General features: G+C 47.2%; 17 protein-coding genes. 1 reads left to right on the forward strand and 16 read right to left on the reverse strand.

The genetic code is table 11. From position 1 onward, the window contains the following. Positions 1-138: 138 nt before the first annotated feature. The gene (locus EI981_RS24240; RefSeq protein ID WP_127002584.1) at positions 139-1,008 is read right to left on the reverse strand and encodes a nucleotidyltransferase-like protein; all 870 of its coding nucleotides are present in this window, start codon (positions 1,006-1,008) and stop codon (positions 139-141) included. A 482-nt stretch (positions 1,009-1,490) separates the two neighbouring features. Here EI981_RS24240 and EI981_RS24245 point away from each other — a divergent pair, with 482 nt between their 5' ends. Then, positions 1,491-1,868, forward strand: coding sequence for a YgzB family protein (locus EI981_RS24245; RefSeq protein ID WP_127002586.1), 378 nt, complete (start codon positions 1,491-1,493; stop codon positions 1,866-1,868). A gap of 138 nt (positions 1,869-2,006) precedes the next feature. Here EI981_RS24245 and EI981_RS24250 read toward each other — a convergent pair whose 3' ends face one another. The 15 genes from EI981_RS24250 to sigY form a co-directional block, all read right to left on the reverse strand. Continuing rightward, the gene (locus EI981_RS24250; protein ID WP_127002588.1) at positions 2,007-3,749 is read right to left on the reverse strand and encodes a glycosyl hydrolase family 18 protein; all 1,743 of its coding nucleotides are present in this window, start codon (positions 3,747-3,749) and stop codon (positions 2,007-2,009) included. Positions 3,750-3,878: 129 nt separating this feature from the next. Beyond that, positions 3,879-4,307, reverse strand: coding sequence for a peroxide-responsive transcriptional repressor PerR (gene perR / locus EI981_RS24255; protein ID WP_127002590.1), 429 nt, complete (start codon positions 4,305-4,307; stop codon positions 3,879-3,881). 311 nt (positions 4,308-4,618) lie between these two features. Further along, positions 4,619-6,439, reverse strand: coding sequence for a DUF4097 family beta strand repeat-containing protein (locus tag EI981_RS24260; RefSeq protein ID WP_127002592.1), 1,821 nt, complete (start codon positions 6,437-6,439; stop codon positions 4,619-4,621). 368 nt (positions 6,440-6,807) lie between these two features. Continuing rightward, entirely contained in the window at positions 6,808-7,287 is a 480-nt protein-coding gene (locus EI981_RS24265) for a GNAT family N-acetyltransferase (RefSeq protein ID WP_127002594.1), read from the reverse strand. Positions 7,288-7,350: 63 nt separating this feature from the next. Beyond that, positions 7,351-8,790 (reverse strand): Asp-tRNA(Asn)/Glu-tRNA(Gln) amidotransferase subunit GatB, encoded by a 1,440-nt coding sequence (gatB, locus tag EI981_RS24270; RefSeq protein ID WP_127002596.1) that lies wholly within the window; start codon positions 8,788-8,790, stop codon positions 7,351-7,353. A 146-nt stretch (positions 8,791-8,936) separates the two neighbouring features. Next, complete coding sequence (gene gatA, locus EI981_RS24275; protein ID WP_127002598.1) at positions 8,937-10,391, reverse strand: Asp-tRNA(Asn)/Glu-tRNA(Gln) amidotransferase subunit GatA; 1,455 nt, start codon at positions 10,389-10,391, stop codon at positions 8,937-8,939. Between the two features lie 63 nt (positions 10,392-10,454). Then, positions 10,455-10,742, reverse strand: coding sequence for an Asp-tRNA(Asn)/Glu-tRNA(Gln) amidotransferase subunit GatC (gatC, locus tag EI981_RS24280; protein WP_127002600.1), 288 nt, complete (start codon positions 10,740-10,742; stop codon positions 10,455-10,457). 154 nt (positions 10,743-10,896) lie between these two features. Next, the gene (locus EI981_RS24285) at positions 10,897-11,280 is read right to left on the reverse strand and encodes an ATPase (protein WP_127002602.1); all 384 of its coding nucleotides are present in this window, start codon (positions 11,278-11,280) and stop codon (positions 10,897-10,899) included. A gap of 136 nt (positions 11,281-11,416) precedes the next feature. After that, positions 11,417-12,082: an MgtC/SapB family protein gene (locus tag EI981_RS24290; protein ID WP_227011577.1), complete on the reverse strand. Its 666-nt coding sequence runs from the start codon at positions 12,080-12,082 to the stop codon at positions 11,417-11,419. Positions 12,083-12,247: 165 nt separating this feature from the next. Continuing rightward, positions 12,248-13,027, reverse strand: coding sequence for an ABC transporter permease (locus EI981_RS24295; RefSeq protein WP_127002604.1), 780 nt, complete (start codon positions 13,025-13,027; stop codon positions 12,248-12,250). Then, a complete protein-coding gene (locus EI981_RS24300) occupies positions 13,024-13,953 on the reverse strand; it encodes an ABC transporter ATP-binding protein (protein WP_127002606.1) in 930 nt (309 codons plus the stop codon). Before EI981_RS24300 ends, EI981_RS24295 begins: the two co-directional genes overlap by 4 nt. Beyond that, a complete protein-coding gene (locus tag EI981_RS24305; RefSeq protein WP_127002608.1) occupies positions 13,950-14,150 on the reverse strand; it encodes a PLDc N-terminal domain-containing protein in 201 nt (66 codons plus the stop codon). Before EI981_RS24305 ends, EI981_RS24300 begins: the two co-directional genes overlap by 4 nt. Before the next feature lie 28 nt (positions 14,151-14,178). Then, a complete protein-coding gene (locus EI981_RS24310; RefSeq protein WP_127002610.1) occupies positions 14,179-14,391 on the reverse strand; it encodes a sigmaY antisigma factor component in 213 nt (70 codons plus the stop codon). Further along, the gene (locus EI981_RS24315) at positions 14,388-14,726 is read right to left on the reverse strand and encodes a DUF5345 family protein (protein WP_127002612.1); all 339 of its coding nucleotides are present in this window, start codon (positions 14,724-14,726) and stop codon (positions 14,388-14,390) included. Before EI981_RS24315 ends, EI981_RS24310 begins: the two co-directional genes overlap by 4 nt. Further along, positions 14,716-15,246: an RNA polymerase sigma factor SigY gene (gene sigY, locus EI981_RS24320; RefSeq protein ID WP_127002614.1), complete on the reverse strand. Its 531-nt coding sequence runs from the start codon at positions 15,244-15,246 to the stop codon at positions 14,716-14,718. Before sigY ends, EI981_RS24315 begins: the two co-directional genes overlap by 11 nt. Positions 15,247-15,559 lie beyond the last annotated feature (313 nt).

Below are 15,559 nucleotides of genomic sequence, written 5' to 3' on the forward strand. Positions count from 1 at the left end.
CCTCACTCAACAACTTTCTTGTCTTTCAGGGGCGAGATTTAATTTATCATAGAACTGCTCAGGGAGTCAAGCAATTTAGCATATTAAATTTATTGGAAAAATATCACACTAGAATGAGGGTAATATTCTTCTCTGAAACTACGCCTTGTAGCGAATCTCTCTACCTTCCCCATAACCATTCGCCGCCGCTAACGTTACCTCTTTTATTAGAGAATGATGTACCAGCTTACTAAGGACAAGCGGAAGATCTTCCTTCGCATGCTTCAGTTCAGGAAATTGCGACAGCTCATGGACACTCCACGTATCTTTGCGGCACTCCATCACACGCAATAGAGGCGTACAGCAATCTTCCATCTTGGATACAATCGAGAACTCATTGGTCAGTAGCAAGAGATCAATCCTTTGGCTTAAGGTCTCCTTGCTATTGGTAAGCTCATGGAACAATTTATACACCACAGGGTTCAAAGAAAGCATTTGTTCCCAAGTAACGCTCTCCGGCAATACCCCCTGCTCAATCAATTCGATATTGGCATAGTGCTTCAATGCTTGCATCACGCAGTAATAAGCGTCCATGAAGTCTTTTGCTTGCTCATAATGCTTGGCTTCAGTGTACATCCGCAGCATACGTGAATACTCCTTGAAGCGCCGACGGCTTCTTAAGTCCCCTTTGAATTGAATCAACTCGCCGCGAAATGCTGTGAGCTCTCCTTCAACATCCCAGATCACACCCCCCTGCAAGAAGCAGCGCAGAATATCTGGATTATCCCCGGAGACAAGAGAACGCAGCAAGTAGCTCTTCCCTACCTGCAGCAATTGATAACGTACATCCCGGTTGATAAAATGTTCTATCCTGACGTCATCCTCCAGGTCATGACAGACAGCTATGATCAGTAAATCATAATCATTCGGCAATGGGGAATGACGTTCCCCTCCTTGACGATAGACTATTGCTCCAATTGCCCCAGGGCAACGATCTGTATCTGGAAAAGAGAAAATGGTCGGCTCCACAGTAACCTCCTACCTTGGCGTATCCTTGCCAATTCGATATAATATAGTTCTACACCACATTCAAGTTTCCTCCTTGCAAGGTTGTTCAAAAAGTTCGCTTTTGATAAGAAAACCGATCGAAGTCATTCAGGGATGAGCGACCGCGATCCTAAGGTAGGTTTTCTTGCGATATAGAATTTCATCAGCTACGCTGATAACTTATAAATTCTATATCTAACACGAAGTAACATTGAATGCTTATTCGACATCGAATCTTGAATTCAGCCGGTTCTAAGCATATGCTTACGAAGTCATGTTTCCTACGGAAACATCTCAGGTGCTCGCGTACACAAAACGTACGCTCCGCTCATCAAACCCTAGCTTCATCCAATCTTCTCGATGGTGAAAACGACACTTTTTGAACACGCACTTATGGGGATTGCGTCATTTAGTTCTTTCATTTATATAGTTCAAATTTAAAATAAGAATAGAGGTTGCTGCTAATGTTCTTCAAATCCAGCAAAATCAACGAATTCCGTTTATGGGGCCTACTTCTGACAATGTTCGGAATGGGACTTATGGTGCTAGGTACAGCCGGCATCGTCTTCTGGGGCCAATCCGGCAAGATTATCGCCGGTATAGGCCTTGCCATCGGACTGATCGCTATGCTAGCCAGTCTGGCGGTTTATTTCTGGGCCGGAATGCTCTCGACCTCCGCAGTACAGTTAGAATGCCCCGAATGCCATAAATTAACGAAAATGCTTGGCAAGACTGACCGCTGCATGTTCTGTAAGACCATTCTGACTCGCGATCCTGAGCAGGCGACAATTACTGCTGAAGAACTGGAACAGCAAGCTGCAGCATCCACCATGAATGAATAGACGCCAACGAGAACATACATAACATTCGCATAAAAAAAGGACCATCATTTTCGCGCTCAAGCGGAATAGATGGTCCTTTTGCATTCTTTTAGCTTATTTATAACAGGTTTGCAGACCTCGGATTTGCCTTGGTCCAGATTATTTCGCCTGCGTTACTTCTTTCAAGGTCTCCCAGGCCTTGTCCGAAGCAAAGCTGCGATTCCAGGAAGCGACTCCCCCCAGCTTGAGAGACTTGATGAGATCCACCCTCGCCTTCAATGATACTTCATCCTCAAGCCATATCCGATAGCGTACCTGATCTTCCGTATACTCTACATAGTTCTGTCCTGCTTCCTCCGAGAATACAGGCTTCAGCTTCTTCTCCTCAATGATCTTCTGAGCCTTGGTCATACCAATCGCCTTCGACTTCACTTCTACCTTGCCATCCTTCTCTGTCTCCGACCATACCCGAGTGTACAGCGGTACAGCAAGGATCATCTTCTCAGGCGGTACATTATCCTCATCGAGAATCCGACTGGCCGATGATGCTGCCCACGGTAGTGAAGCTACGGAGCCTGCTACAGGGCTCGCCGCCCAATGCTCGTCGTATGCCATCAGAATTAGATAGTCTACAATCTCACCAAGCGATTTGCGATCCAGGAACGCGGACCACATCTCACTGTTCGATTTTGGCGTTACATCGATCGAGACGACAAGACCATATTCTTGGGCAAGTGGGCGCAGCTCCCTCATAAATTGAGTCAGGTTGTCTCCATCCTTAGTATACACATTCTCATAATCGATATTTATTCCATCAAGATCATACAATTTTGCATAATGCAGCATTTGCAGAATCGTCGTCATCCGATTTTCAAAGCTGGCTAACGCTCCCGAGGTCAAATCTGGATCAAAGCTATTATTGAACAAGCCCCATACTTGCATGCCTCGCCCATGAGCCCATTTTACATAGTTGATATCCGCTTTGCTCTTCACGTTGCCTTCGTCATCGGTCAACGAGAACCAGGTTGGGCTGACAACGTTTACTCCAGGCAGTTCTCCGATATTCGCTGTCTTAGGTGCAACCTCATAGACTGCTTCCCAGGTCAGGTTCACCGCTTTGGACTTCCATTTCTGCTTGGCAGGCGACAATTCCTCCACTGCCTTCGGGATATCGATCGACTCACCAATCTCTACATGCTTGGCCTGCAAATAACCCGTGTATCCATTATCCAATTGCACATGGTACCAGTCGTCCACATCGCCCAATATACGAAACTTCGTACCTGGTTTCACGTCTGCCACGATTGGTTTATGAATGTTCGGCTCTACCCGCAGAGGGTATTTCAAGCTTTCCTTCTTCTTGCCAGGTTCTGACACCTCACCCTTCTGAACGTTCTCCCCAGCCGTATACAGCAGAACTGCTCCGGAGGCCATATCTTCGTGAATCTCTATGCCATATAGTTCCTTAAGCAAATGAACAGGTAAATACAGCACTCCATCCTTCTCTTCCGGTGAGAACAGCAGCTTCATCGGTTTATTGTTAATCTTCGCTGTCTTCTCATCTGTCTTCAGAAAGACCAGCTTCTTAGGCGTCGTCAAAATAACTAACTTGTTCTCTTCTTCATAGCGGATATGCGGGTCGATCACTTCTTGTATTACGGGTAAAGGAAGCTTGAGCGAATCCTCCGAGCCTAGAGCAGAATAATCCATAATAGCTCCATCATAGAAGATAGGTTTATCAAATTTCCCCTTCCAATCCGGGTCGACATGCTGACGATTCGGTAGAAATTGCGAAGAGACTAAATAACCGCCAATAATAATGAGAATGAGTCCAAATAGCCATTTAACGCCACGTCTCTTTCGTCTTCTGCTTCCGTAATATGCGCTTCTTGTGCTCTTCAAATAATTGTACCTCCGTTACGTTAATAGTCCGTGTTCAAAAGTACGGTTTGCAGCCCCGAACCTCTAATAAAATAAAAACGTGAAGGATTCCCGAAGGTACCCTGCACGTTCTCTCAAACATCAGGAAAATCAATGATTACGACGGCAATCCTTGCACACGCCGTATAGCTCCAATCGGTGCCCATGTACTTCAAAACCGGTTACCTCTTCGGCCTTACGTTCTACCTCGTCCAGCGAAGGGTAAGTGAAATCTTCGATTTTTCCGCATTTTTCACAAATAATATGATAATGATTCGAAACATCGGCATCGAAACGGCTTGAGCTATCGCCATACGTCAGCTCTCTGACCAAGCCAGCCTCAATGAACATTTTTAGGTTGTTATATACCGTAGCCACGCTCATATTCGGAAAACGCGGCTCCAGTGCTCGGTAAATCTCATCCGCGGTCGGATGTCCCATCGTATCCATAAGATAGCTAAGGATGGCATGACGTTGCGGCGTTATGCGGACACCATTCATTTTCAGTTGTTCTAACGCATGTTGAACGCGCGAAGCCATTATGTCCACCGCCTTTTTGATAGTGCAGAAGAACTAACCCCTGCAATGTTATTGTACGGTTAGGTTAAAACGTTTGTCAACGCAACTTTAAATGTAGTTCAAAAAGTCAGCTTTTGATCACGAAGTAACACTGAGAGCTTATTCGACATCGAATCTTGAATTCACCCGGGCCTTCCGGTGCTCACGTAAAAACTACGTACGCTCCGCTCCTCACTCCCTAGCTTCATCCAACCTTCTCGGTGCTGAAAACCGGCCTTTTTGAACACTCACTTTAAATGTAGCTCAAAAAGTAGACTTTTGATGATTCCGCGTTAACGTCTATTCACAATTAAGTCACTATTGCCCTCGACTTGAATTTCATGATCGCCATTCCCGGAAATGCCAGAAATTTCTTTACCATTTATGGTAAACGGAAGGTTGCTCGTAATATTCCCATATCCACTCGAGCCCATGATCATATAATCACCGATTTCCGGTAGCGCCAGGTTGATTTCTCCTACAGCGCTGTATACATTCCAATCTCCGCCGACAACTGACGAGGATACTTGAATCCTGCCATTAAGCGATTCCGCCTTAAGCTCCTCTGGAACAGCGTCAACCTGGATATTTCCGTTCTTGGTCGTAACGTTGATGTTCCCCTGCGAGTTCACCAGCGAAATATTGCCGACCAGTGTGGATAGCGCCGCATCTCCGGCAATCCCCTTAGCCTTGATATTACCGCCCTGCGTATCCACTTGCGCGTTGCCGAATATCCGATACAGCTCTGCGTTACCGTTCAAGGTTCTTGCCGAGACCTCACCGACGATATCCCAGAACTTGAAGTTACCACCTCCGGTCTGCAGCTTGAATTGATTCATCGCCTGCAGGCCAGTTAAGGTAATAGATCCGCTAGTCGTACTAACATCGAGATCAAGGAAGCGGTTCTGCGGAACAATCAGCGTTATATTCACACGAGGGTGGCGTCTGCCGCTCTCGCCATAGGTATGATCCTTCACCGAAAGATCTAATATCTTGCCTTCACCCACAACAACAGAAGTTTCCTCGGCAATGTCCCTCGCCTCTTCCTCGGGAACTTGGTCGATCCATACCGTGGATTTAATGATTACCTCATTAATCTCCGCGCTCTTGACATCGATATCACCATTTATCCCGTTCACTACAATCTTTCCGGTGTCCAGATCAATTGGAATCTCTACAGCTGACTTATCCGTCCTGTACCCTTCTTCCCCGCTGAACTCAGCGCCTGCTGAAGCAAGATCAAGGCTGACCCGGTTCCATAAATGCATATAATGATCCTGCTGTGTAATGGCGAATACCGAAACGCCGATGCATAACGACAAGAGCAGCCCTTTGAAGTCGATACGCAGTCTACGGATCGGTCTGCATACCTTCCTCCGGTTCCAGACCATCGCTAGCATAAGCTCCAATCCACCAAGTACCAGCAACAGAGGCCACCATTTAAGCAATAAGAGCATATAATCCTGTCCGCTTCTAACATCGATCCACATGAGTATAGCAACTGCAATCAGTAATACTGAAGCCGTAAGCCGACCTGCCCGTAATATATGTCGCCTGCCCTCCATGACAATCCAGATGAGTCCCGTGAGCATCATAGCTACTGATACACCGTAGCTGCCATAATTCTGAATTAGTCCTTCCAGCCAGGCTGGCTTCATGCGCAATATAAAAGCGATAATCCCACCACTGATTAGAATGATCCCGGTTAATGCACCTACCTCCGAACCCAATGGGTCCACTGCTTCAACCTGCTCCGCTGTTCCACTCTCTTCGCCCCGTTTCAAGCTGGCGTTGACAGCATCTGTTGTCTGAAGAACATCATAGATGCTATAGAAATATACAACAGTCACTAGCAAGCCAAGTACGAGTAACAACGGTACATTGATTCTCATATGAGCCGAAGAGAAGTACACAAGCAGCGCCAAATCGATAAGAAAAACATCTATAAAAAGACTGCCTTTTATGAATTTTTGCAAATATAAATGACCAAATCCCGGGAAAAGCGTAGAGAGCAGACAAGCAATGAATTTCCTTTTGCGGCGCCTTGGTTTGTAGCCAGCCTTATGCTTCTGCTTAAGCTCTTCCGGGCTTATCAACGAATTTGAGGGTTCCATTTACACCATCTCCTCCCCTCTTGACTTATTGTAACCGAAAATAGGCCTCTTTGTAATTTATAATAATTTCTCTTTTCAAGAAACGCTCTCCTAATTTAAAAAATAGCACTCCCTATCCGCCTGACGGCAGATAAGTGTGCTATTTGCGGACTCTTTGAACTACGTCTTTAAATGCATGTTCAAAAAGTACGGTTTTCAGCACCGAGAAGGTTGAATGAAGCTAGGGACTGAGGAGCGGAGCGTACGTAGTTTGTACGTGAGCACCGTAAGGCCCGGCTGAATTCAAGATTCGATGTCGAATATGCTCTCAGTGTTACTTCGTGATCAAAAGCGGACTTTTTGAACTACATCTATAAAATCATCTGTAACTAGCGATGGAGATGAAATAGCGTCAGATCTACACCCGCCGTCGACCTTACTGTCTCTCCCGGCATGAAGCCAAATTTCTGGTACAAGGATACGGCCGGAGCATTAAGCGTTCCCGCCGTAACGGAGAAATGCTGGATATTATCGTAATGATCGAGAAGATAACTAACCAAGGCAGTTCCGATGCCTTCACGCATATGTTCTGGATGTACCATTAACCGGGTAAGGGACAGATGGACAGATGATTCTGCCCGGATTGAGATCACTCCCAGCAGCTCCCCGCCTTCCTCATTATGTCCCGGCTCGTCCGATAAGTACCCATAGAAATCTTCCTCACTGCATCTGATTGAATCGAACGTATCACTCAGAGGCGGATATGAAGCAAGTCCTATCGCCAATGCCTCCAAACGGTAAGCCGTATGCTGTAGGCTCCATATCTGCTCCACTACGTCCGGGTCCTGAAGAGATAACAATCTGATCACACGGCTTCCCATCCTTTTCGTAGCCCAAATCTGATAATTTTGATAGAGTGTTAAGCCAAGTCTCTATTGCTTCAACACTTCGACTAACAGCTTGTTCACAAGTCCAGGATTGGCTTTTCCTTTGCTCTGTTTCATCACTTGACCAACGAGGAAGCCGATCGCCTTCTCCTTGCCTGCCTGATAATCCTGTACAGAGGCCGGGTTATTGGCCACAACTTCCTGCACGATGGCCAAAATTGCGCCTTCATCGCTAATTTGCACAAGACCTTGCTCCTCAACAATTTGCTGTGGGAGCTTGCCGCTCTGCAGCATCTCTTTGAAGACCGTCTTAGCGATCTTGGAACTGATCGTCCCTTTCTCAATCAGGTTGACCATTTCGCCAAGACCCTGACCTGTCAGCTTCACTGCAGCCAATTCCAATCCGTTGCTGTTCAAATAGCCAAGCAATTCGCCCATAATCCAGTTGGATATGGATTTTGAATCAGATGTATGCTCCAGGCTGCTCTCGAACAGATCGGCAAGTGGCTTCGAGGATGTAATAACCGCGGCATCATAATCCGGCAGACCATAGTCCTTCGTATAACGTGCCTTACGGGCATCTGGAAGCTCAGGAATCGACGCACGTATCCGTGCCTTCCAATCTTCATCAATATACAGTTTAACCAGATCCGGATCTGGGAAGTAGCGATAATCATGAGCTTCTTCCTTACCGCGCATCGAGAATGTCTTGCCTTGGGAATCATCCCAGCGACGAGTCTCCTGTACAACTTCCCCGCCTTCGTCCAAAATCTCAGCTTGACGGTACTGCTCATATTCCAAGCCGCGTTGTACACCGCGGAAGGAGTTCATATTCTTCAATTCGGCACGAGTCCCGAATTCCTTCTGCCCATGAGGACGAAGGCTGATGTTCGCATCACAGCGCATCGAACCTTCTTCCATTTTTACGTCGGATACATCGCAGTACTGCATAATTGCCCGCATCTTCTCCAGATAAGCCTTCGCCTCTTCCGGCGTAGAGATTTCCGGCTCAGACACGATTTCGACGAGTGGAGTTCCGACACGGTTGAAGTCGACCAACGAAGCATAGCCGCCGTCTACATGCGTCAACTTACCCGCATCTTCTTCCAGATGAAGGCGAGTAATGCCGATGCGCTTCGTATATCCGTCCATCTCAATGTCGATATAGCCGTTCAATCCGATCGGCTGATCAAATTGAGAGATTTGATAAGCTTTTGGTGAATCAGGATAGAAGTAGTTCTTGCGGTCGAACTTGCACACATCGCCAATTTCACAATTTAGCGCCATCGCCGCCTTCATAGCATAATCTACCGCCTGGCGGTTTAACACAGGCAGCACGCCGGGGTGTCCAAGACAGACAGGACAAGTATGGCTGTTGGGTGGTGCGCCGAATTCCGTGGAGCATCCGCAGAAAATCTTCGATTTCGTATGCAGCTCCACATGCACTTCCAGTCCGATCACCGTTTCATATTTAGATGTTGACATATCGATCCTCCTGCTAACTTTAATACTGCCTCATCGCAAGATGCGAAGGGCTGTCCCATCAACTTAAGAGCGTCTTAACAGACACCGCCCATTATAGTACTTGTTTAAAAAGTCGGACTTTCAGCACCGGCTTTTTAAACTACCTCTTATAGAGATGGGCGGTGTTTATGATGATCCGTATGCGCCTCATAGGCATGAGCCACACGCAGAATTGTACTCTCATCAAATGCCTTGCCGATAATTTGCAGACCAACAGGCAAGCCATCTGCAAAGCCGCAAGGCACGCTCATGGCAGGCACCCCAGCCAAGCTCATCGGTATCGTCAAAATATCGTTGAGATACATCGTAAGCGGATCATCTACCTGGGAACCAAGCTGGAAAGCCGTCGTCGGAGCAGTAGGTCCGATAATGACATCATATTTCTCAAAGGTCCGATCGAAGTCTTGTTTGATCAGCGTGCGTACCTTCTGTGCTTTTAAATAATAAGCATCATAATAACCGGAGCTAAGAGCATAAGTTCCAAGCATAATCCGCCGCTTCACTTCCGGTCCGAAGCCCTGGCTGCGCGAATCCAGATACAGATCCAGCAGATTGCCGCCTTGCTCCGCACGTACTCCATAACGTACACCATCAAAACGCGACAGGTTGGATGACGCTTCTGAGGAAGCTAGCAAGTAGTAAGCAGCTACAGCATACTCTGTATGCGGCAACGATACTTCCTCCCATTCTGCGCCGAGCCCTTCCAATACCCGCAGAGCTTCCAGCACTGCAGCCTTGACCTGAGGATCAATGCCATCCAGATATTCCTTAGGCACCGCAATTTTAAGCCCGGAGATCTCGCCTGACAATGCACTCACATAATCCGGAATATCCACATTCGCCGAAGTAGAATCCTTCGCATCATGCCCCGCAATAGCTTGCAGCACGTAAGCAGCGTCCTCGACATTCTTCGTAATAGGTCCGATCTGATCCAGAGAAGATGCGAATGCGACCAATCCGTACCGCGATACGAGTCCATAAGTCGGCTTCAACCCAACTACTCCGCAATAGGATGCCGGTTGGCGAATCGAGCCACCTGTATCGGAACCGAGAGTGAAATAAGCTTCGCCCGCTGCAACTGCCGCAGCCGAGCCGCCACTGGAACCGCCAGGTACTCGAGTCAAATCCCATGGATTACGCACCGGATGGAAGCTTGAATTCTCATTCGAGCCGCCCATGGCGAACTCGTCCATATTCAGCTTGCCGATCGTCACAGTTTCAGCCTGCTTCAGCTTGGTTACAACCGTAGCATCATAGATCGGATTATAATTGGACAAAAATTGGCTGGCACAAGTCGTTCTTAGACCCTCTGTCACCATATTATCCTTAATTCCTGCCGGCAAACCGAATAGCAAGCCTTTGGCCTCATCGCTGCCAAGCTTGTTATCGAGGCGGGCCGCCTCAGCATGAGCCCCCTCTTCATTTAAAGTCAAATAAGCACCTACACGCTCATCATGCTCCTTAATTCTGGCGAACGCTTCCCCTACCAGATCCGTTACGGACAGCTCCTTCTTGCTGAGCTGATTATGTAGTTCCTGCAAGCGCAAATCTAATAACGTCACTCCATCTTCCTCCTTCCAAAATTTTCAGGACTAATACTTTTATTACGAGTTGAACTACCTCTTCTATTCCAATACGGCCGGAACTTTAAATTGTCCGTCTTCCTCGTCCGGTGCATTGCGGAATACTTGCTCCTGCGACAGGCTCTCATGAACCTGATCCTCCCGCATGACGTTGCTAAGCGGCAGAACATGCGTCGTCGGCTCCACATTTTCCGTATCGAGTTCATTCAATTTCTCGGCATATTGTAAAATCGCATTCAATTGTCCAGTGAACATTTCCCGCTCTTCATCATTCAATTTCAGACGTGCCAGTTTTGCAACATGTTCCACGTCTTGTACCTGGATACCCATAGTCGTCCTCCCTTTATTCGGATGAATAAAATTATATTGTAGAATGAGGTGCAATTCAATCCGTTAACGCGAAACCAAACAAAAGCCATCTACCCGTACAGAAAAAAAGAGTCCGCCCTACACAGGCCGACTCTCTTATAGAGGTTGGACACACTTATATCCAAGCTCGCAAATTCACTTGCTTAATAAACTCTGCCTGCGATAGAGGTTCCTTGGCGGATTCCTCCTGCTCTTCTACTTCTTCATTCTCGCCATTCATAATATGCATGAACAGTTTCTCATTATAAGTAGCCAGAGCATAGTCGATCAGAGCTTCTCTCGTAGTCAACTCTACTTCTTGCTGGGTTAGCAGTTCTTCGGATTCGATATCGCTCGAAGGGACGAAGTAATTCCGTCCAGTCTTCGGAGACCGAACAAGATAATCAAAAGCATTGTCCGGATTACGGTCGTAAGCAATGACGTAACCATATTCCCCAACAGGAAGATTCTGCTCAAAAGCATCGCCGACGATTACAATTCTCTCTCCCAAAGGCAGCATCGTCTTACCTCCCTGATATATACTTAGAAATATTTTTGAACACGCAATATAAGCGGGCTCTCCTTACTTTTATATAATCCTACTAAAAAACAAAGAGAAGGGCAAGATATCTCTATGATGAACTATTATCTCACGACTACTCCCCGATCTTCATTTTCTTGACAACGCTCTCTTCTTCCATAAATGACAATAACTTCTCAATATCCGAACCTGCTTTGAATTGCACGGTGAGACGCAGAACCATCTCCTTATCCTTACGTTCTGCTTCAAAGCCGATAATCGTAATATGCCGCTTAGACAACCTATCCATGAATCCAGGAATAATCTCTTCATCATTATCAATCGTAACCAGCAGCTTCTCTGTCTTGGGAGATGCTAGCCAGTTGAAGCGGCCATGCAGTACGAGCTGCCCGATCACGATAATGATCATAACCCCGATTCCGATAAAATACATCCCTGCACCAACCGCCATGCCAATGCCTGCTGTTGCCCATATCCCTGCGGCCGTTGTAAGTCCGCGAACGGTATTCTTCTGCATGAAGATCATCCCAGCACCGAGAAAGCCAACACCGCTAACCACACCTGCGGCCACCCTCGATGGGTCCAAAGACAGATTACTCCAGCCAATCTGGTCCTGAAATCCATACTTGGACACAATAATCATCAATGCCGCACCAACCGAGACGACAAAATGGGTACGAACCCCGGCTTCCTTCATGCGGTTCTTGCGTTCAAGACCGATCGTTACACCGCAGAGCCCAGCGATCAGAACCCGCAACAGCAGTTCGAAATCCATATTCATATGCTCACCTTCCTGCTGACAAATCACAACTATCTGGAATTACAAGTATAACAAAGTCAGGGAGCGTTGTGGAGACTATATGGAAAACAAAGGAATATAGGGTATCTATCCAGCCATTTGAAAAGCTTGCCGGAATAGATACCCTATTAGATCAATGACGGATATTTAAGGCTGATCCTGAATAGCCTGATTGCGCATAATATAAGATGCTCCCATAACACATAACAGAACAGCAAGCACAGTTAACAGCAGCGGTCCAACAAGATTCACACTGCCGATTCCGCTAAGCAGACTCATCGCATCTACCGCCAACCTGGCCGGACTCCAGCTGAACCAAGAAGGGAGCAGACTATGGGTCATAGTTAACACCACCAGGAGCAGGATTGAAGCGAGCGCAGCCGCTCCCCCCTTCAACACTGTGCTAAATAGTAAAATAATCGAGGCCGCCAGCAAAATCCAGCATAAATAGATCGCCCCAGCTTGAAGGGTCGTCTGCCATGCTAAGCTGCCCAGCATAATACTGCTATAATACCATGCCGCCAAATAACTGAGCGAATACGAGACTGCGATAAGTGTTATATGTCCTAGCCACTTCGCAACAATGAACTGTGTAGGGCTTACTCTTCGAACCAATATCAAGGCTGCTGTTCCTGAGTACCGTTCCCCAGCAACCAAATTCATACCGGCAATCACGACTAGAAGAATACCGATTGTATTATATTGATTCAACACCTGAGCCATGACTTCAGGTGCGCTAGGTACAGCAAGGGTACTTGCTAGTTCAGCGGGTATATCACCAGAAGCGGCTAGCAATTCAGGCAGATAGTACATCATAACCGGCTGCATGACACCAAGCAATATAAAAACGACGGGAACCCACAGCAATTTATAGCTCCGGCTCATCTCCAGCATTTCCTTGCCATATAGCAACAGTGTATTCCTCATGACTGAACCACCTTCATAAACATTTTCTCCAGTGAGGATGAACCTGCCTCGAAGCGCTGCAAAGGGATATGGCGCTCCGCCGCTTCGGATAAGATGACCGCTCTGGCCTCCTTCATATTGCTGACCGTAATTGTCGCAGCGCCACCCTGCTGCTCATATTCCAACACAAATGAACGATCCTGCAGCGATCTCAACCAATCAGCAGCACGCTGACTGCTATGATGTTCAAGCTGCAAATTCAATACCGGCAAGCTGTACTTGGCGAGCAGGTCGGACAATTCACCATTCTCAACAATCTCGCCCTCTCTCATCATCATTACGCGATCACAGACTTCCTCAGCATCATGAAGCACATGCGTAGATAAGAGGATCGTCGTCTCCCCCTTCAATTCCTGCAGCAACTCCATGACCTCTCTTCGTCCAACCGGATCAAGTGCCGAGACTGGCTCGTCGAGCAGCAGCAGATCCGGGTGATGGACAAGCGCTTGTGCCAGACCAAGGCGCTGCTTCATTCCGCCAGAGTAACCGGAGATCCGACGACGAGCTGCTGATTTTAAGCCTACTCGCTCCAGGACAGCCTCCGCCTCGCTTCTTGCCTCCTGTTTGCTCATTCCGCTAAGTCTTGCTGCATAGACGACGAACTCCATACCGCTCATCCATTTATAGAAGGACGGATGCTGCGGCAAGTATCCGATCTGACTATGATTATTGGATAGACGTCCTTTACTCTGATCCCGGCCTGACCTCGTAATTGTTCCACTGCTTGGGGTGAGCAGTCCCGCCAGCATCCGCAAAGTTGTTGTCTTGCCTGCTCCATTGGGACCAAGCAGTGCTGTACAACTTCCCTTCTCTAGCGCAAAGGATATTCCCTTCACTGTAGTGCGTTCTCCGAACTTTCTCGTTAACTGATTAACTTGTATGATCATGCCCCATCATCCTTTCTGCCAGCGACGAAATAGACGATGCTGCCGATGATATTTCCAAATAGAATAATGACGACCCACAGCAACTTCGTGCCTCGGACCGTCTCCGCCTCCGCCTTGGCCAGCGATACGAGCGCAATGACGACCAGTATCAATTGCAGTAAAATAACAGGGGCGATTATTTGCCACTGAATATCCATCTAGATCCCCTCACTTCTTCATCCATATTTATTTTCTGGACTTCTTCTTTCTCCGGCTATACAACCATACGACGATCAAATAGACCACGGAGGGAAGCGGGAAACTTGTAAGGCCCCAAAGTCCCCATAGCCAGGCCCTTCCGCCCCTTCTGCGCGCATCCAGGAACATGTAAATTCCTTGGGTTAACAAAGTCAATCCGATCAGCAACCAGGCCCAAAGCGGCAAACTGTCAGTTTTCATTGCCGCCCCTCCCTCCAGAGCTTAGGCATGGTCCACACGATGACACCAAGCCCGATAACAGTGGTCATCACCTGAAGCATGATGAATAGCTGCGGCTCGCGATATAAGAACCAGCCTCCGCCAAGAGTCAGCATAAGGGCGACGATGACAAACAGGACTGTCTCCCACTGTTTCCAACGCCTGCGCTCTCTTCGCTTTTCGTGGACGATACCCATCCAGGCCTCAGGAGTAAAGTTTTGATTCGGCGATACAACTTGATCAATTTTCCTTAAATCTTCAAGCAGACCGGTAAGCAGTTGATCTTCATCCTTATCGGATATACGATTATGTCCCATTGTTTTTAAGCTCCTTTCGCAGCGCGCTAAGTCCATAGGAAACGCGGGATTTGACCGTTCCGGGAGAAACTTTCAATATATCTCCAATCTCGTCATAACTGTATCCGTAGTAATGCTTAAGCAAAATGGCAATTCGCTGCTCTGAAGGCAGCCTAGACAACAGCTCCAGTGCTTCCGACCATTCTTCATGAACATGTGAAAATTGCCATTGCAAGGAACGTGCCTCGCCTTCCTTCTTCAGCCATTGCCTTTCCGTCTTCCTGCGCCGGGTTCGGTCTATGAATAGACGCGTAGCAATCGTGATCAGCCAGGAGGAGAAGGATGAGCTGCCATCATAATACTCGAGCTTCTCTATACACCGCAGCATCGTATCCTGCGTTAAATCCTCAGCCAGCTTCGTGTCCATCGTGACTTTCACCAAATATTTAAATACGAAGGAATAGTGCTCATGAATGAGCGAAGCCAGGGCTGCATCATCCCCGTTTTGCGCCTCAATTATCCGTTCCTTCATCAGATCCATCCAAGCACCCCTTTTGTTTTACCGGTAAACATCTATATTACGATCTACTATTCGATTCCGTTCAATCCACAGAAAAATTATTTTATTCCTCTTAATCTCTTGATGGAGATACGCTACAACAATCAATATTGATTAAATAACTGCAAAATGTAGGAATTTCAAGTCAATTATATCCCACTCGATAATAACCAGACGAAAAAAAGACACGCTTCGGAATATCAGCCACCCTCGCTTCTATTCCAACATGTCCAGTTTGTCTTAACCATTATAATATTTCTACTGAGTCATCCCGTGCTCACTCTAAATTGAATCT

It is taken from the genome of Paenibacillus lutimineralis (assembly GCF_003991425.1).
GTDB classification, from domain to species: domain Bacteria; phylum Bacillota; class Bacilli; order Paenibacillales; family Paenibacillaceae; genus Fontibacillus; species Fontibacillus lutimineralis.